The organism is Novosphingobium sp. PC22D (assembly GCF_002556635.1).
GTDB lineage: Bacteria > Pseudomonadota > Alphaproteobacteria > Sphingomonadales > Sphingomonadaceae > Novosphingobium.
The window spans coordinates 274,052-290,631 of sequence record NZ_MWMO01000005.1 but is presented as its reverse complement, the minus strand read 5'-3'; the positions used below and the strand labels follow the sequence as shown (position 1 = coordinate 290,631).

Sequence of the window (16,580 nt, the reverse complement as noted above, 5' to 3'; positions counted from 1 at the left end):
GCGGGCGTGAGCCTGATCGAGGTGCAGCAGAACTCGGACATCACCTACCGGCTCTACGACTACGGCCGCCCGCGCGAACTGCACCTCGATGCCGCGGTGGCGGTGGCGCACGGCACGCCCTATCCGGCGCAGTGCCGCAAGCATGTCGCGCCTTCGGGCAACGCCGCGCTGGTCGAGGGGCCGCTGTTCCGGCTCGACCAGGTCGCCGGCGCGCCCACACAGGCGGTCGCGGCGCGCTACGCCGGCCCGCTGCTGGCGATCCCGCGCGAGGGCCCGGTCCACGTCGCCGGCAGCGAGATCGCGCCCGGCGGCTGCGCCTTCGCCCGCTCGCTCGACGAGATCGACTTCGCCCACTACGGTCTGTGCCTCATCGCCCAGCCCCTAAGCTGAGCGCGACAAAGGGAGGCTCCATGATCGCACAGACCATCCAGCTTGCCCTCACACCCGTCTTCATGCTCGTGGCGATCGGCAATATCCTCAACCTGCTCTCCACGCGCCTGGCGCGGATCGTCGACCGCGCGCGGGCGCTTCAGGAAAAGCACCAGACGACCACCGGGCCCGAGCATGATGTGGTGGTGCAGGAAATCCGCCTCGTCGACCGCCGCATCCGCCTCGGCACCAGCGCGATCCGGTTGCTGGTGATCAGCGGCGTGTTCGTTGGCGCGACGGTAGTGTTGCTGTTCCTGGAGGAAACGGCCCAGCTCTCGCTGCAGCTCGCCGCGGCGGGCACCTTCACGCTCGCGCTCGGGATGCTGATGACCGGGCTGGTGCTGTTCCTGCTCGAAACCCAGATCTCGGCGGCCGCCCTGCGCATCCCGCGCGACCTGCTCGAGCTTGAACGCGAGATCTGACGCGGTGGGTCTGCGGGGAGGCGGGACAGCGCCTGATCGCGGCTTCAACCTTTCTTAGTTCGCGGCCGTTATCTACCCATCCTGGAGGCCGCGATGGTTGGTAAGTGTCAGGGCTGCAAGCAGGGGGAGGGGCTTCCTTTCGGAATCAGAACCGCGTTTCAGCCGATCGTGGATCTCGAAAGCGGCCGTCCCTATGCCTACGAAGCGCTCGTAAGGGGGCAGTCCGCGGAATCGGCAGGCGAAATACTGTCGCTCGTAACCGATGAAAACCGTTACGCGTTCGATCAGGCCTGCCGTGTCAACGCGATCAACGAAGCGGTAGATGCGGGACTGCTGGAAACCGACGCGAAGTTGTCGATCAATTTCCTTCCCAATGCCGTCTACTCTCCTCTCGCTTGTATCAAGCTGACTTTGGCAACGGCTCTGGCGAGAGGGTTGCCGTCTTCGAGGCTGATCTTCGAGTTCACGGAGAACGAGCAGCTCGATCCGGTGCACGTGCGTGAGATCGTGAAAACGTACCGCGCGCTAGGTTTTTCGACTTCGATCGACGATTTCGGCTCGGGCCACGCGGGGCTGGCACTCCTCGCCAATCTGGCGACGGACGCCCTCAAGCTGGACAGGGATCTGGTCAGGGGCATCGACGTCTGCCCAAGACGAAAATCGATCGTGAAAAGCATCGTAGGCCTCTCTTGCGATCTTGGCCTGCTGCTTGTCGCCGAAGGTGTCGAGACCGAACCCGAATTGAGAACCTTGCAGGATCTGGGGATTCGCTACGTGCAGGGCTTCCTCATAGCGAGACCTCGGATCGGCGTTCTTCCCCCGATCGATACGGGACTTTCGCTAAGCCGCGATGCTGCCTGAGGGGCGCGGCCGAGACCGCGAGGGGTCAGTTCCCTTCCGCTGCTCGCGCGGTCATGGCGCGTCCAGATCCTCCTGAACGCAATTCGGCCCGATGCGTTGGGATCGCACCGGGCCGAAAGGCTTGCCTCGATATCGCCCTCAGGCGGCGAGCTTGATCGGTTCGATTTCGCCCGAAAGATAGAGCGTCTTCGCCTTGGCGCGGCTGAGCTTGCCCGAACTGGTGCGCGGCAGGCTCTTGGGCGGGACGAGTTCGACGACGCAGTTCATGCCCGTGATCGAGCGCACCTTGTCGCGGATCTGATCGCGCAGTTCGAGCCGCTTGTCGGGATCGGAGACGCGGCAGTGCACCAGCACCGCGGGCGCTTCCTCGCCGTTCTCCATCTCGATCGAGAAGGCGGCGATGTCGCCGTGGTTGAAGCCGGGAAGCTGTTCCACCGCCCACTCGATGTCTTGCGGCCAGTGGTTCTTGCCGTTGATGATGATCATGTCCTTCGCCCGGCCGACGATGAACAGGTAGCCCTGGTACATGTAGCCCATGTCGCCGGTGTCGAGCCAGCCGTCGACCATGCAGGCGGCGGTCGCCTCGGGATCGCGGAAGTAGGAATGCATCACGCTGGTGCCGCGGCACCAGACCTTGCCGATCTGGTGGTCGCCGAGCGCTTCGCCGTTCTCGCCGCGTATCTCGACGGTCATGTCGCGCACCGGCTTGCCGCAGTTGACGATGGCGCGGTAGCGCGCGGGGCGCTTGAGGTCGCGCGGGCTGCCCGAAAGGCGCTCTTCCTCGACCAGCTCGACGCGGATGCCTTCGCCGGGGGGCATGATCGTGACCGCGAGCGTCGCTTCGGCGAGTCCGTAGCTTGGCAGGAACGCGCTAGCCTTGAAGCCGGCGTCGGCGAAGGCGTTGACGAAGTTCTGCATCACGTCGGGGCGGATCATGTCGGCGCCGTTGCCCGCGAGCCGCCAGCGCGACAGGTCGAAGCGGTCGCTGACCGGGCTCTGGCTCGAGATGCGGCGCGCGCAGATGTCGTAGCCGAAGGTCGGCGAATAGGAAATCGAGGTCCCCGGGTTGCGCGTGATCAGGTCGAGCCAGGCGAGCGGACGCCGCGCGAAGTCCTCGGTGCGCAAGTAGTCGCCCGAGACCTGGTTGGCGATCAGCGAGAGGAAGCAGCCGACGAGGCCCATGTCGTGGTACCACGGCAGCCACGAGATGCAGCGGTCGGTCGGCTCCAGCTTCATGCCGTGGCTGTGGCTCGCGAGGTTCGAGAGCAGCGAGCGGTGGGTTACCGCCACACCGTGCGGAAAACGGGTCGAGCCGCTCGAATACTGCAGGTAGCAGATGTCGTCGGGATCGGCCTGCGGCAGATCGCAGGGCTTGGCGTCCTTCGCCACGAAGTCGGCCCAGGTCGCATGGCCACAGCCCTGGCGCTCGGCGGCGGCGGCGGTCATGGCCGCGATCTCGTCGGGCCCGACGAGCATGACCGGGTCCGAGCTTTCGAGCTGGACCGAGAGCTGCTCGATGTAGTTGTCCTTGCCCCCGAAGCTGGTCGGCAAGGGCAGCGGCACCGGCCATGCGCCCGCGTAGATCGCGCCGCAGAACAACGCCGCGAAATCGGCCCCGGTCTCGGCGATCAACGCGATGCGATCGCCCTTGCGGATGCCGCGCGCGACGAGCGCGTAGGCGACCGCGAGCGAATCCCTTCGCAATTCCGCGTAGGGATAGACTCGCGTCAGCGTCCCGCGCGGGTCGTGAAAATTGAAGCCGCGTTTGCCGCGGGCCGCGTAGTCGAGCGCCTCGCCGAAGGTGGAAAATTCGGCGAAGCGACGCGGAAGACTGTCCTCATTGGGAGTGGCAACCAGGGTTGCGGCAGCCTTCGGCACCTGGCTCAAGGTGTCGGTCATACGCAATATTCCATTATTTATCAATTAGTTCCCCGCGAAATCCGTCAGTTTTTATGCTTGACTTCCTGAACCGGACTTTGACATTGCGTTCACCCTCTTAATCCTGGCCCTCCCCAATCTGAGCCGAGTGTGGCACGAATAGGGCAAATGCCTCGACCCCGGACCCCGCTCGACGAGACCAAGCTTGAGGAAATGGCGCTGGCCTACGTGTCGCGCTTTGCCACCACGCGCGCCAAGCTGGAAGCCTACCTGCGCCGCAAACTGCGCGAACGCGGCTGGCAGGGCGAGCGCGAGCCGAGCCCGCAAGCCCTGTGCGAACGCTTCGTCGCGCGCGGCTATGTCGATGACGCCGCCTGGGCGCGGATGAAGGCGGGCAGCCTGCTGCGGCGCGGCTATGGCGGCCGGCGGCTGGGCGAGGCGCTGCAGGCGGCGGGGATTTCCGCCGAGCTGCGCGCCGATGTGCAGCCCAAGCCGCCGGAGGCCCGCCGCGCCGCGCTGGCGCTTGCGCGGCGACGTCGCTTCGGCCCGTTCGGCGCTCCGCCCGCGGATCCCAAGGCGCGCGAAAAGCAGATCGCGGCGATCCTGCGCGCGGGCCACACGCTCGACAATGCGCGCGAAATCGTCGATGCGGCCGACCGGGCCTGGCTCGAACGCTGGGCCGACGAAACCGAGGACTTCGCATGATTCCAATTCGCCGCGCGATCGCCGCGATCGCCTTCGCGCTCTGCGCCTGCTCGTCGAACGGGCCTTCGGAGGCGGCCAGCCCGGCGGCGAGCCTTGGCCAGAGCGCGGTCCATCCGGTCTCTGGCCTGCCGGTGATCGACCTCGCGGTGAAGGGCAAGGGCGGCCCGCACGCCTTCCGGGTCGAACTCGCGCGCACAGCGCAGGAACAGGCCAAGGGCCTGATGTTCCGCACCGAGATGGGGCCGGACGAAGGCATGCTCTTTCCGATGGAACCGCCGCGCCAGGCGAGCTTCTGGATGCGCAACACGGTGATCCCGCTCGATCTCGTGTTCGTCGGCGAGGATCACCACGTGCTCAACATCGCCGCGAACGCGGTTCCCTACGACGAATCGCAGCTCAAGTCCGACGGCAAGGTGATCGCCGTGCTGGAGCTCAACGGGGGCAGGGCGGCCGAACTGGGCATCGCGCCGGGCGACGAAGTCACCTGGACATTGCCCGCCGCGGGGTCATCCCCGCTTGGCACGGCGGCGGAACAAGGCTAACGCGCGAGCCATGGGAATCCTCGGCAAGATCTTCACCTGGTGGGATGGCGCGACCATCGGCACCCTGCTCTGGAGCTCGCGCAACGGCGAGCACGTCGGAACCGACGCGCAGGGCAACAAGTATTACCGCTCGAAGAGCGACAAGATCACAACGACCGAAGGCTACGAGCGCCGCTGGGTGATCTATGCGGGCAACAACGATGCCAGCAACGTCCCGGGCGAATGGCACGGCTGGCTGCACCACAGCTATGACGGCGTGCCCGAAAGCCACCTCCCGCCGCCGCGCATCTGGGAAGTCGATTACACGCCGAATGCGACCGGCACGAACGGGGCCTACCTGCCGCAAGGCGCGCTCGATCGCGGCGGCAAGCGCGCGCGCGCGACCGGCGACTACGAAGCCTGGTCGCCGGACGCCTGAGGGGCTGACTGTTGAGACGGGCCGCAGCCCTGGCGCTGATCGCGTCGCTCGCTGGCTGCGGCGGCGAGCCGCCTCCGCCCACGCCCGAGGAAACCGGCGTGCCCGATGCGCTGGTTCCCGCGCCCAAGGCGCCGGGCGCGCAGGGCTCGGCGGGGATCGGCACGCCGATGAAGGAGCGCGTCGCCACGCTCGGCGTGCTCAACAAGCGCAACAATCTCGAGCAGGACTTCACGATGAAGCCCGGCGAATCGCGCCGGCTCGGCAACCTCGTGGTGCGGCTCTCCGCCTGCGAGAAGACCGCGCCCTGGGAAAAGCCCGAGGAAGAAGGCGCCTTCGTCCAGGTCTTCGTGCAGGAGCGCGCCCGCTCGGGCGATGACGCCGTCTGGCACAAGGTCTTCTCCGGCTGGCTGTTCAAGAATTCGCCGGCGCTCAACGTGGTCGAGCACCCGATCTACGACGTCTGGGTCAAGAGCTGCGCGATGAGCTTCCCCGGCGAGGAAGACAGCCCCTCCGATTCGGCCAGCGACAACAGCGAGGCATAGGCCTCGGGCAGGGGCAGCGCGCTTGCGCGGGTCTCGCCCGTCGCCGTGTCGTCGCGATCGTCCTGCGCGGCGCGCAGCATCGCCAGGTAGCGTTTCTGAGTGATTTCGGCCGCGCCGAGCGAGGCGAGGTGTTCGGTCATGAACTGGCAGTCGAGCAGCGTCGCTCCGGCGTGGCGTAGCGCGGCCACCAGCCAGGCGAGCGCGACCTTCGAGGCATCGGTCTGGTGCGAGAACATGCTCTCGCCGCAGAACACGCGGTCGAAACCCACGCCATAGAGCCCGCCGACGAGCAGGCCCGGCGCGCCCGATTCGCCCGAATCGTCCCAGCACTCGATCGAATGGGCGTAGCCGAGCGCGTGGAGTTCCTCGTAACTCGCCTGGATGCGGTGGCTGATCCAGCTGTCGCTCTCGCTGTCACGCGGCGCCGCGCAGGCCTCGATCACCGCGGAGAAGGCCTGGTTGCACGTCACCCGGAAGCGGCCGCGGCGAATCGTCTTGGCCAGCGAGCGCGACATGTGAAAACCCTCGAGCGGGAGAATCGCGCGCATGCGCGGTTCGATCCAGAACACCTCGGTATCGTCGCGATGGTCCGCCATCGGGAAAATCCCGCTGCGATAGGCCAGCATCAGGAGCTGCGGTTCGATCTGGGGGGGCGAGGCGGGGGCGTGCACGGTTGACCTGTAGCAAATCGCGGGCGCTTCGAATATGTAACGTGGCTTCACTTGTAATCCGTCGTAAGTGCCTCTAGAGGCACCGGCGCCTGCAGGAGTGTAGCTCAGTTGGTAGAGCATCGGTCTCCAAAACCGAGGGCCGCGGGTTCGAATCCTGCCACTCCTGCCACTTCCTCCCGAAAGCCCTGAGCGTCCATGCACGGTTCGGCCAAGCCCGAGTTCAGCGATAAGGCTCGTTTCCTGACCGCCCGGCAAGATCATGGACTGTGGTTCGGCCTGTTCCTGTGCTTCGCCGCCTGCATGCCGGTGCTGGTGAGCTGGGCGCCGCAGATGACCGACTATCCCTCGCATCTGGCCGGCTTCAAGATCATGCTCGACCACGGACACGATCCGTGGCTGGCGCGCTATTACAACTTCGCCTGGCACTGGACCGGCAATCTCGGCGCCGAGCTGCTGATGGTGCCGCTGACCGGTTTGTTCGGGCTCGAACTGGCCGGGCGGCTGATCGCCGGGCTGATTCCCTTCCTCACCGGGCTTTCGATTCTCACCGTCGCCAAGGTGCTGCGCGGACGAATCGGCGTGGGCGCGCTGCTCGCCTTCGCGATGATCTGGTCGCCCTCGCTGCTGCTCGGCTTCCTCAATTTCTCGCTCTCGCTGGCGATGGCGCTGTTCGCCTTCGCCGGCTGGGTCGCGCTCGAGGGGCGGCGCTGGCGCCCGGCGGTGTTCATCCCCGTCGGCTTCGCGGTCTGGCTGTGCCACGTTTCGGGCTGGGGCGTGCTGGGCATCATGGTGTTCGGCTACGAATGGCACCGCCGCCGGAACTGGACCGCCTTCCTCGCCCCCTGGCCGCTGTTCTTTCCGATGCTGCCGATGCTCGCCGGGATGGGCAGCAACACGAAGATGGGCTACGGCAAATACGTCTTCGAATACAAGTGGATGATCCTCTACAAGGCGATGCGCAGCCACTTCCAGGCGGTCGACATCGCCAGCCTGATCGCGGTCGTCGGCGTGCTCGGCTGGGCCTTGTGGAAACGCCGGATCGACGGTCGCCTCGGCTGGGCGGCGCTGATCGTGCTGCTGCTCTCGATGGCGATGCCGCGCAACATCTTCGGCGGCGACTATGCCGACTATCGCCTGGTGACGACCGCGCTGCTGCTGTTCTGCCTCGCGATCGACTGGCCGGTGCCGCGCTGGGGCCTCGCGCTCGCCGCCGCGCTGTTCCTGGGCCGGATCGCGGTGACGACGACCGTGTGGTACCAGGACGGCCAGACCTCGCAGCGCATGCTCGGCGCGCTCGCCTATGTGCCCGAGGGCGCGCGCGTCGCCACCGCCGTCGCGATCCCGCGCCGCCAATGGCGCTTCGGGCCGTTCGAGCACCTCGGCAGCTATGCGGTGGTGCGCCGCAGCGCCAAGGAGAACTCGAACTTCGCGCTGCCCGACGTGCATATGCTTTCGATGCGCGACACGCGGTTCTGGTTCGCCGATCCGATGCAGCGGGTGATGTACTCGCCGGGCCAGAAGATCGACCTGCGCAAGTTCCGCCCCGCGCGCCATGCCGACTATCTGTGGTTCATGGGCACGGTGCGGCCCGTCGCCCTGCCGGACGGGGCGCGCATTCTCTATTCCACTCCGAACTCGTTCCTTGCCCGGCTTGCAAATCGGGGCGAGGAGCGCTAATTCGCGCATTCTTCCGACAGAAGGAACATCATCAGCCCATTCCGGCCCCGGCCGGGACGGCGATGTCCCCTAGGCGGAAGCCGAGTGAAACGGTTGCGAAGGCGAAACGAACCATGGCGAAGACGACCCCGGGCGAATTCATTCGTCAGGTGCGCAGCGAGGCTTCGAAGATCCACTGGCCCTCGCGCCAGGAGACGGTGACCACGGCGATCTTCGTCGGGATCATGATGCTGATCCTCGCGATCTTCTTCCTCGGGATCGATTCGCTCTTCGGCATGATCGTGCAGTGGCTGCTCACGCTGATCTGATCCGAACACACGCACGGCAAGACAGGCAAGGTAAGACGATCATGGCCCGCTGGTACATCATTCACGCCTATTCCGGCTTCGAGAACAAGGTGAAGGAAGCGATCCTCGCCGAAGCCGAGCGCATCGGTCTCTCGCAGCTCGTCGAGGAAGTGGAAGTCCCCTCCGAGACCGTGACCGAGGTCAAGCGCGGCAAGAAGGTCCAGGTCGAGCGCAAGACGATGCCGGGCTACGTGCTCGCCAAGCTCGCGCTGAACGACGACGTCTACCACCTCGTCAAGAACACGCCCAAGGTCACCGGCTTCCTCGGCGTCAACGGCAAGCCGCAGCCGATCAGCGAGGCCGAGGCCGCGCGCTACTTCGGCGCCGCCGAAGCCGCCGCCGCCGCGCCGCGCAAGCAGGTCAACATCGACTACGAGATCGGCGATTCGGTCAAGGTGCTCGACGGCCCGTTCGCGAGCTTCAACGGCATCGTCGAGGAGCTGGATTTCGACAAGAGCAAGGTCAAGGTCTCGGTCTCGATTTTCGGCCGCGCCACCCCCGTCGAGCTGGACTTCGAGCAGGTCGAACTTTCGAAGTAGGTTTTGGCGGCAGGCTCCGGCGTTTTGCCATCAAGACACCGTCAACTGCGTCACCTACAGGCGCCGTCTGCGGCGAATCGGTTGCTTTCACGGGCGTGTACGGCTATGCGCGCGCCTTCCCGGGGCGAGAGCGCCGGGAAATCCGCGCGGGAGGTGCTGCTTCGGCACGCCGTTCGTACCGCTTACCATGAGCCCGTCCGCGCCTCGGCGCTTCGGGCGACAGTGAGAACAGGAGGCCTCTCATGGCCAAGAAGATCGAGGGCTACATCAAGCTCCAGGTGCCCGCGGGCGCCGCCAATCCCTCGCCGCCGATCGGTCCCGCGCTGGGCCAGCGCGGCGTGAACATCATGGAATTCTGCAAGGCGTTCAACGCCGCGACGCAGGACCTTGAAAAGTCGATGCCGATCCCGACCATCATCACGGTCTACGCGGATCGCAGCTTCACTTTCGTGACGAAGAGCCCGCCGGCCAGCTTCCTCATCAAGAAGGCCGCGAACCTCAAGTCGGGCTCGAAGGAGCCGGGCAAGGTTTCCGCCGGAAAGATCGCGCGCTCGAAGCTTTCCGAGATCGCCGAGATGAAGATGAAGGACCTGAACGCCAACGACATCGAGGCGGCGACCAAGATCATCGAAGGCTCCGCCCGCGCGATGGGCCTCGAAGTGGTGGAGGGCTGAAACGATGGCAAAGCTGAACAAGAAGCAGCAGGCGCTCGCGACCAAGCTGGGCGACAACCAGAAGCTCTACGGCGTCAACGAGGCGATCGCGCTGCTGCGTGACCTCAAGACCACCAAGTTCGACGAGACGATCGAAGTCGCGATGAATCTGGGCGTCGATCCGCGCCACGCCGACCAGATGGTCCGCGGCATGGTCTCGCTGCCCTCGGGCACCGGCAAGACCGTGCGCGTCGCCGTCTTCGCCAAGGGTGACAAGGCCGAGGCCGCGCTCGCCGCCGGTGCCGACAAGGTCGGCGCCGAAGACCTCATGGAAGACATGCAGAACGGCAACCTCGACTATGACCGCGTGATCGCCACGCCCGACATGATGGGCGTCGTCGGCCGCCTCGGCAAGCTGCTGGGCCCCAAGGGCCTGATGCCGAACCCGAAGCTGGGCACTGTCACGCCGAACGTCGAGCAGGCTGTCAAGGACGCCAAGGGCGGCCAGATCGAGTTCCGCGTCGAGAAGCAGGGCATCATCCACGCCGGCATCGGCAAGATGTCGTTCTCGGACGATGACCTCAAGACCAACTTCGACGCCTTCGTCGACGCGATCGTCAAGGCCAAGCCCTCGGGCGCCAAGGGCAAGTACGTGCGCAAGGTCACGCTGTCCTCGTCGATGGGTCCGGGCCTCAAGGTCGACACGACCGAGATCGCCGGCGCCTGACGGCAGCCGCGACGACGCGAACAAGAAAAGGGCCGGCGGAGCGATCCGCCGGCCCTTTTCGTGGTGCCGTGCAAGCGCCGGCCATGGATTGCGCGTGTCGCTGGACGGATCGCCGGCGTCAGTCGGACGCCGGATCCGCCGGCTTGAGCCGGAATGCGGGATCGGTGGCGAAGACGCTGCGGTTGCGCCCGCCGCGCTTGGCAGCGTAAAGCGCCTCGTCGACCGCGACCATCACGCTGGTGGGGATCTCTCCCGGCGTGTCGACCAGCTTGGTGCCGGCGCTGATCGTCACGCGGCCGTGCGGACTGTCACGATGCTCGATGCCCAGCCCGGCGATGCGGTGCACGGTGGCGCGAACGGCGGCGTTGGCATCGTCGATGGTCGTGCATGGCAGGATCGCGGCGATTTCTTCCCCGCCGTACCGGTAGACTTTCGCTCGCGGCAAGGCGGCCTCGATTTCCGAGACGATCGTGCGCAGCGCGATGTCGCCCGCGGCATGGCCATAGCGATCGTTGTAGAGCTTGAAGCAGTCGACATCGAACAGCGAGAGCGCGAACGGTACGCCGCGCGTGTTAAGTTCGGCGAAGGCGTTGGCGAGGTCCTCGTCGAAGGCACGGCGATTGAGAGCGCCGGTCAGCCCGTCCTTGCGGCTGAGTTCCTGGAGCTGCTCGTTGGCCAGCTCCAGCTCGATCGTGCGCTGCCGAACGGAATTCTCGAGGCGCCGGTTGGTGAAGCCGAGCTGGCGCGCCATCTGCTGGAACGACCGCGCGAGGGCGCCGATCTCGTCCTTGCGGTCGACGGGCAGGTCCACGGCACCCGAATAGACGGCCTCGTAGTCGCCACGCGCCAACCGCCGCGAGGCGCGCGTCATCTTGTGGATCGGCCCCGAGACGCTGGTGCGCAGCACGACGACCACGGTAACGATGAACGCCGCGAACAGAACGGCGATCAGTAGCATGATGGACCCGGCCGCGTGCACAGCCTTCTCGTTGACCAGAGCCTTGGGATAGACCGTGACCATCCACCAGCCCGGTCCCGCGAGTTCCACGCTGCCGATATAGGCGTGTATCTCGGCGTTGTAGACGATGCTTGCCTCGCCCGCGGGGCGCGGGGCGGCCGCCGCGAGCGTGCGATAGATTTCCAGAATCCGCGCGTCGCCGAATTTGTCGACGCTGATCTGCCCGGCATTTCGCATGAGTTCGTCGATCGCCGCGGGATAGGCGACGAGCATGCCGTCCTTCGACAGGATCAGGTCTTCGGCACCGTCGGGACCGTTTTCCATGATCGTTTGGAGCAGGTCCGTCATGCTCACGTCGATGCTTGAATTGATGAGGTGCCGGCCCTTCAGATCGACCGGCTTCTGGTAGGTCACGGTCCATTTCGAGACGGTGGAATCGTAGTAAAGCCCGGTCCAGCGCGGCTTGCGGGCGGGGTTGTTCGATTGCAGCGTCGATGCGAGCACCGATAAAGACGTCATGTCGAGATCGCTGGCAGCCTCGAGCCCCCATGGTTCACCGGGCGAATAGATGATGAGCGCGTTTTCGGGCAGGCTTGCATGGATGTTGCTGAAGTCCCCGGCGATGCCCGGCCCGAACTCGGCGACGGTTTCATAGGTCAGGACAAGGCGTCGGCGCAGTTCCTCGTCCAGGGAAGGGCGGTTGCGGGCGACGAAGCCCGTCACACCGCTGCGGACGACGCCCGTCTCGTCGCGGATGCCCGAGTAGAAGGCCCGGCGAAGCCGCACGGTGCCGTCTTTACGATGCGCGAAGTAGCGATCGAAATCGACCGACGGCAGCACGGCGGGGTCCGCGTACGACTGCACGAACCGCGCGGCCAATTTGTCCACGGCGGTCTCGGCGCGCGTAAAGCGATCGCTTTCGTATCGCGCCCGCCGCTCGATATCCCTGTTCCAGTCGCTGAGAAGGGTGTCCTCCGCTTGCCTTGCCGCGAAGTCGAACGCGAAGGCGGCGACGAGTGCGGTGGCGATGCAGGCGAAGACAAACATGCGCAACGCGATCGCGCGGGAGAAGGACCGGCACTTCCCGGCCGCTTCGTCGGCATCGCGCAGCGGGTCCGCTCCGGGTGGTACGATACTGAAATGCTGCACCAGCCCCCTCTCGATCCGCCCTTTGTCGCTACGGAGAAACCGCTAGTCTCTCGTAGTTAACAACCTGTTTATTTTGCGACGGATTGCGGACAGGCGGCTCTGCGGCGCCGGCGGGCAAATTGCCGTTTACGACCCGCCCGGCCGCGTGTAACAGTGTGCTGAACACCTGTTCAAAAAAATAGCATCGGGAGAAGCGCCGCCATGGCGATCCGTTTCGAAGATATCAAAGAGCATATCGGCAGCCGCGTCTCCTGGGACGACCGGGCCGATCTGTTCACGCCCGAAGCCGCGCGCGCGATTCGCGAGAAGGTGGAGGAACGCACCGTGCTCGTCTTTCCGCGGCTGGGGCTGACTGACGAGGAGCAGCTACGCATCACGCAACTGCTCGGGCCGAAAGTTCGGCTGACGAACAAGACGAACGTCCAGGCCAACGACGAAGACGTCTATCAGGTCACGCTGGACGAAAGGATCAACCCGCAGCCCGAATACGTGCTCGGGACGTTCTTCTGGCACATGGACGGCATCACGGTGGACATGCCGCCGCCTTTCGCCACGCTGCTCTCCTGCCGGATCGCGCCCGCGATCGGAGGCGAAACCGAGTTCGCGAGCACCTACGCCGCTTACGAAGGCCTGCCGGACGAGGAAAAGGCCGCGCTCGAAGGGCTCAAGGCGGTCCACTCGGTCAGGGCGAGCCTTTCCCCGATCGCCGACGCCATCCCCGAAAAGCACCGCGAGCGCGTACTCGGGATCGGCCTGATCAAGGAGCATCCGATCGTCTGGACCCACGGTTCGGGCCGCAAGTCGATGGTCATCGGCACGACTGCCGATCATGTCGTCGGCATGGACGTTCCCGCCGGGCGCGCGCTGCTGATCCGGCTCGCGGAATGGGCGGCGCAGCCCGCGTTTTCGCTGCGGCACAAATGGTCCGAAGGCGATTTCGTGATCTGGGACAACACCGGCGCGATGCACCGGGCGATCCCCTACGACAAGTCGACCGGCCGGATGATGCATCGCACCTCGATCGCGGGGACCGAAACGGTCGCGGCGTGACGGCTCAGCCTGCCGGGTCGGGGCGCAGGTTCGCCTCGGTGTAGCACTCGACCAGCAGCGCGAGCGGGCGCGAGTCGGGCAGCCGCAACAGCGCGCGATGGGTGAGCACGGTGCCCGCCGGGCAGCCGGGGCCGGCACCCTCGATCGAATCGAGCCGTTCGCGCCGGTAGGCGAGCGGCGCCGCGACCTTGCCGAACGAGGCTTCGCTTTCGGCGAGCGCGGCGTTCATCGGCCCGGTCAGCCTTGCCGGAACGTACCAGTTGTGCGCCACCGAGAGCACGGTCTCGCCGCAAGTCAGCTCGACGTGGCGATAGGCGAGCGCCTCGTGCGCATCGGCTTCCAGCAGCGCGCGGGCATCGCCAGGCGGGGCGGGCGGCGCGGCGTCCGGAGCGGCGGGCACCGCGCGGATCGTCGGCGGATCGGCGAGGCCGCGCCGCGCGCACCACTGCTCGAGCGCGGCGGTGGCGCTGTCCTGCGCGGCGAGCAGCGTTTCGAGCTCGCTCAGTCGCGCGCTGGCGGCGCAGCCGGTCAGAATCAGGGCCGGAGCGACGATCGCGAGGCTCCTAGATACCACCGGGAAACGCCGGCCGGTCGATCGCCTCGAGCCCGGCCATCAGCGCCCGGCTGCATGCGGCAAGATCCTCGGCGTCGACCGAGCGGATCACGAAGTTCGCGCCGGTCTTGCCTTCGCGCCAGAACGGATAACTGCCGATCTGGCAGTTGGGGTGCGTCTTTTCGGTCTCACGCAGCAGTTCGGCGATCTCGCTTTCGTGCACCCAGCAGCCGATCGTCTCGGACAGCAGCGGCGCGCCACCTTCGAGCGTGCCGGAAAGCGCATCGAGCATGCCCGCGGTGATCTGCGGCACGCCGGCCATCAGGAACACGTTATCGAAGCGGATACCCGGGGCGCCGGTATAGCGGTTCGGGATCAGCTCGGCGCCCTCGGGCACGCGGGCCATGCGCAGCCGTGCGTCGGTCAGCCCGCCGCGGGTCTCGTAGTAGCCTTCGAGGATCGCGCGCGCTTCGGGGTGGACGATCACATCGACGCCGAAGGCCTCGGACACGGCATCGACGGTGATGTCGTCGTGCGTCGGGCCGATGCCGCCGGTGGTGAACAGGTAGTCGTTGCGCGCGCGCAGCGTGTTGACCGCTTCGACGATCGCCGCCGTGACATCGGCGACGACGCGCACTTCGGCGAGGCGGATGCCCTGGACGCCGAGCCAGGTCGCGACCTGGGCGATGTTCTTGTCGTGCGTGCGGCCGGACAGGATCTCGTCGCCGATCACGATCAGCGCGGCGGTGTAGATGCGGGAAGAATCGGCCATGGCTGCGAACTAGGCCAATTGCTCGCGCACCGCCAGACTCGAGGCGCGCCTTCGCCGGACGGCGAGCACGACCCGATCGCCCCGCCCGGAGACCGGGCAAAAAAAGGGCCGGTCAATCGACCGGCCCTTGGAAGTCTTTGGGAGAGGATGCCTGAAAGGCAGTCTCTTTATGATCCAGGGCCGGTTTTGCTGCAAGTGCGAAAAGATTTTCAAGGATTGCGCTTTTTGCAATCAAATCATCGTGTGTGCGAAGCCATCAGGCGGCGCAAGGCGCTCCGTAGAGGTCGTGTTCGTCCGCATCCTCGATGATAACATCAAGGATTTCACCGACTTGAACGGAGTCATTGACGTTTCGCAAATAGACGGCCCCGTCGATCTCCGGAGCGTCTGCCTGCGATCGTCCGGTGGCACCGATGTCGCCATCCTCGTCCGGCTCGCCGATCTCGTCGATGATCACCGGAAGCGTGCGGCCCACCTTGGCCGGGAGCTTGGCCGCGCTGATCGCCGCGGTCTTCCCCATGATCCGGGCGAAGCGCTCTTCCTTGACCGCCTCGGGCACCGCGCCGGGCAAGTCGTTGGCGCTGGCGCCGGCAACGGGTTCGAAGCGGAATGCGCCGACCCGGTCGAGCTGGGCTTCCTCGAGCCACTCGAGCAGGTACTCGAAATCGGCGTCGCTCTCGCCGGGAAAGCCGACGACGAAGCTGGAACGCACCGCGATGTCGGGGCAGATCTCGCGCCAGGCGCGCAGCCGGTCGAGCACCTTGGCCTCGTTGGCGGGGCGCTTCATCGCCTTGAGCACCGAGGGGCTCGCATGCTGGAAGGGAATGTCGAGATAGGGCGTCACCAGTCCCTCGGCCATCAGCGGGATCACCGCATCGACGTGCGGGTAGGGATAGACGTAGTGCAACCGCACCCAGGGCCGCGTCCCGTCGGGCGCGGCGAGGCCGCCCAACTCGCGCGCGAGGTCGGTCATGTGGGCGCGCACCTCGCGGCCATGGAAGGCGCGTGCCTCATGCCAGATGTCGACGCCGTAGGCCGAGGTGTCCTGGCTGATCACGAGCAGTTCGCGCGTGCCCGCAGCGACCAGCTTTTCCGCTTCGCGCAGCACCGCGTCGATCCGCCGGCTGGTGAGCTTGCCGCGAAGCTGGGGGATGATGCAGAAGCTGCACGCGTGATTGCAGCCCTCTGAAATCTTCAGGTAGCTGTAATGGCGCGGGGTCAGCTTGATCCCCGCCTCGTCGGGCGCGGATTGCGGAATGAGGTCGAGATAGGGGCCGAGTTCGGGTGGCGCCGCCTCGTGGACCGCTTCGACCACCGCCTCGTATTGATGCGCTCCGGTCACCGCGAGCACCTGGGGAAACTTCGCGCGGATCGTCTCGGCTTCCTCGCCCATGCAGCCGGTCACGATCACGCGGCCGTTTTCGGCGATCGCCTCGCCGATCGCGGCGAGGCTCTCCTCCTTGGCCGAATCGAGGAAACCGCACGTGTTCACCAGCACCACGTCGGCGCCCTGGTAGTCCGCGCTCATGGCATAACCGTCGGCGCGCAGCCGCGTGAGGATGCGTTCGGAATCGACGAGCGCCTTGGGGCAGCCGAGGCTGACCATGCCGACCTTGCGCAGAGAGGGAAGTTCCACAGTCATTGGCGGCGCGCCCTACACCCGTTCGCGGCTTTGGGCTAGCGTGCG

General features: G+C 66.2%; 18 protein-coding genes, 1 tRNA gene and 1 pseudogene. 14 read left to right on the top strand and 6 right to left on the bottom strand.

Going from position 1 to position 16,580, the window contains the following annotated elements:
* The 3 genes and pseudogenes from B2G71_RS24090 to B2G71_RS11015 form a co-directional block, all read left to right on the top strand.
* Window positions 1–390 (top strand): annotated as a pseudogene (locus B2G71_RS24090) (mannose-6-phosphate isomerase); the annotation flags it as partial.
* A 20-nt stretch (window positions 391–410) separates the two neighbouring features.
* Window positions 411–851, top strand: coding sequence for a DUF2721 domain-containing protein (locus B2G71_RS11020; protein ID WP_098105801.1), 441 nt, complete (start codon window positions 411–413; stop codon window positions 849–851).
* Window positions 852–944: 93 nt separating this feature from the next.
* On the top strand, window positions 945–1,712 hold the full coding sequence (locus B2G71_RS11015) for an EAL domain-containing protein (protein ID WP_098105800.1): 768 nt from the start codon (window positions 945–947) through the stop codon (window positions 1,710–1,712).
* A 138-nt stretch (window positions 1,713–1,850) separates the two neighbouring features.
* Here B2G71_RS11015 and B2G71_RS11010 read toward each other — a convergent pair whose 3' ends face one another.
* Window positions 1,851–3,611, bottom strand: a complete 1,761-nt coding sequence (locus B2G71_RS11010; protein ID WP_098105799.1) for a fatty acyl-AMP ligase — start codon at window positions 3,609–3,611, stop codon at window positions 1,851–1,853.
* A 147-nt stretch (window positions 3,612–3,758) separates the two neighbouring features.
* Here B2G71_RS11010 and B2G71_RS11005 point away from each other — a divergent pair, with 147 nt between their 5' ends.
* From B2G71_RS11005 to B2G71_RS10990, 4 genes are read left to right on the top strand one after another with little or no spacing between them, the layout of a single operon-like run.
* Window positions 3,759–4,295, top strand: a complete 537-nt coding sequence (locus B2G71_RS11005) for a RecX family transcriptional regulator (RefSeq protein WP_098105798.1) — start codon at window positions 3,759–3,761, stop codon at window positions 4,293–4,295.
* On the top strand, window positions 4,292–4,837 hold the full coding sequence (locus B2G71_RS11000) for a DUF192 domain-containing protein (protein WP_098105797.1): 546 nt from the start codon (window positions 4,292–4,294) through the stop codon (window positions 4,835–4,837). Before B2G71_RS11005 ends, B2G71_RS11000 begins: the two co-directional genes overlap by 4 nt.
* A gap of 10 nt (window positions 4,838–4,847) precedes the next feature.
* Window positions 4,848–5,255: an NADH:ubiquinone oxidoreductase subunit NDUFA12 gene (locus B2G71_RS10995; protein WP_098105796.1), complete on the top strand. Its 408-nt coding sequence runs from the start codon at window positions 4,848–4,850 to the stop codon at window positions 5,253–5,255.
* Between the two features lie 11 nt (window positions 5,256–5,266).
* A complete protein-coding gene (locus B2G71_RS10990) occupies window positions 5,267–5,797 on the top strand; it encodes a DUF2155 domain-containing protein (RefSeq protein ID WP_240530109.1) in 531 nt (176 codons plus the stop codon).
* On the opposite strand, the gene aat is transcribed toward B2G71_RS10990, so the two are convergent.
* Window positions 5,707–6,519, bottom strand: coding sequence for a leucyl/phenylalanyl-tRNA--protein transferase (gene aat, locus B2G71_RS10985; protein WP_168176337.1), 813 nt, complete (start codon window positions 6,517–6,519; stop codon window positions 5,707–5,709). The two genes, B2G71_RS10990 and aat, sit on opposite strands and share 91 nt — an antisense overlap.
* A gap of 42 nt (window positions 6,520–6,561) precedes the next feature.
* On the opposite strand from aat, the gene B2G71_RS10980 reads away from it, so the two are divergent.
* The 6 genes from B2G71_RS10980 to rplA all read left to right on the top strand — a co-directional run bounded on the left by B2G71_RS10980 (window position 6,562) and on the right by rplA (window position 10,411).
* Window positions 6,562–6,637: transfer RNA gene (locus tag B2G71_RS10980), tRNA-Trp, on the top strand.
* Between the two features lie 26 nt (window positions 6,638–6,663).
* Complete coding sequence (locus B2G71_RS10975; protein ID WP_098105793.1) at window positions 6,664–8,145, top strand: hypothetical protein; 1,482 nt, start codon at window positions 6,664–6,666, stop codon at window positions 8,143–8,145.
* 113 nt (window positions 8,146–8,258) lie between these two features.
* Window positions 8,259–8,453 (top strand): preprotein translocase subunit SecE, encoded by a 195-nt coding sequence (gene secE / locus B2G71_RS10970; RefSeq protein WP_098105792.1) that lies wholly within the window; start codon window positions 8,259–8,261, stop codon window positions 8,451–8,453.
* A 41-nt stretch (window positions 8,454–8,494) separates the two neighbouring features.
* Window positions 8,495–9,031 (top strand): transcription termination/antitermination protein NusG, encoded by a 537-nt coding sequence (gene nusG / locus B2G71_RS10965; RefSeq protein WP_098105791.1) that lies wholly within the window; start codon window positions 8,495–8,497, stop codon window positions 9,029–9,031.
* 242 nt (window positions 9,032–9,273) lie between these two features.
* Window positions 9,274–9,705, top strand: coding sequence for a 50S ribosomal protein L11 (gene rplK, locus B2G71_RS10960; RefSeq protein ID WP_098105790.1), 432 nt, complete (start codon window positions 9,274–9,276; stop codon window positions 9,703–9,705).
* Window positions 9,706–9,709: 4 nt separating this feature from the next.
* Window positions 9,710–10,411, top strand: coding sequence for a 50S ribosomal protein L1 (gene rplA / locus B2G71_RS10955; protein ID WP_098105789.1), 702 nt, complete (start codon window positions 9,710–9,712; stop codon window positions 10,409–10,411).
* Between the two features lie 118 nt (window positions 10,412–10,529).
* Here rplA and B2G71_RS10950 read toward each other — a convergent pair whose 3' ends face one another.
* Complete coding sequence (locus tag B2G71_RS10950; RefSeq protein WP_240530108.1) at window positions 10,530–12,518, bottom strand: diguanylate cyclase; 1,989 nt, start codon at window positions 12,516–12,518, stop codon at window positions 10,530–10,532.
* A gap of 201 nt (window positions 12,519–12,719) precedes the next feature.
* On the opposite strand from B2G71_RS10950, the gene B2G71_RS10945 reads away from it, so the two are divergent.
* The gene (locus B2G71_RS10945) at window positions 12,720–13,568 is read left to right on the top strand and encodes a TauD/TfdA family dioxygenase (protein WP_098105787.1); all 849 of its coding nucleotides are present in this window, start codon (window positions 12,720–12,722) and stop codon (window positions 13,566–13,568) included.
* A gap of 4 nt (window positions 13,569–13,572) precedes the next feature.
* Here the strand turns inward: B2G71_RS10945 and B2G71_RS10940 are convergent, their stop codons facing one another.
* The 3 genes from B2G71_RS10940 to rimO form a co-directional block, all read right to left on the bottom strand.
* Window positions 13,573–14,142, bottom strand: a complete 570-nt coding sequence (locus B2G71_RS10940) for a hypothetical protein (RefSeq protein ID WP_098105786.1) — start codon at window positions 14,140–14,142, stop codon at window positions 13,573–13,575.
* Window positions 14,132–14,893 (bottom strand): molybdopterin-binding protein, encoded by a 762-nt coding sequence (locus B2G71_RS10935; RefSeq protein WP_098105785.1) that lies wholly within the window; start codon window positions 14,891–14,893, stop codon window positions 14,132–14,134. The genes B2G71_RS10940 and B2G71_RS10935 overlap by 11 nt, the downstream gene beginning before the upstream one ends.
* A gap of 256 nt (window positions 14,894–15,149) precedes the next feature.
* A complete protein-coding gene (gene rimO, locus B2G71_RS10930; protein WP_098105784.1) occupies window positions 15,150–16,535 on the bottom strand; it encodes a 30S ribosomal protein S12 methylthiotransferase RimO in 1,386 nt (461 codons plus the stop codon).
* Window positions 16,536–16,580 lie beyond the last annotated feature (45 nt).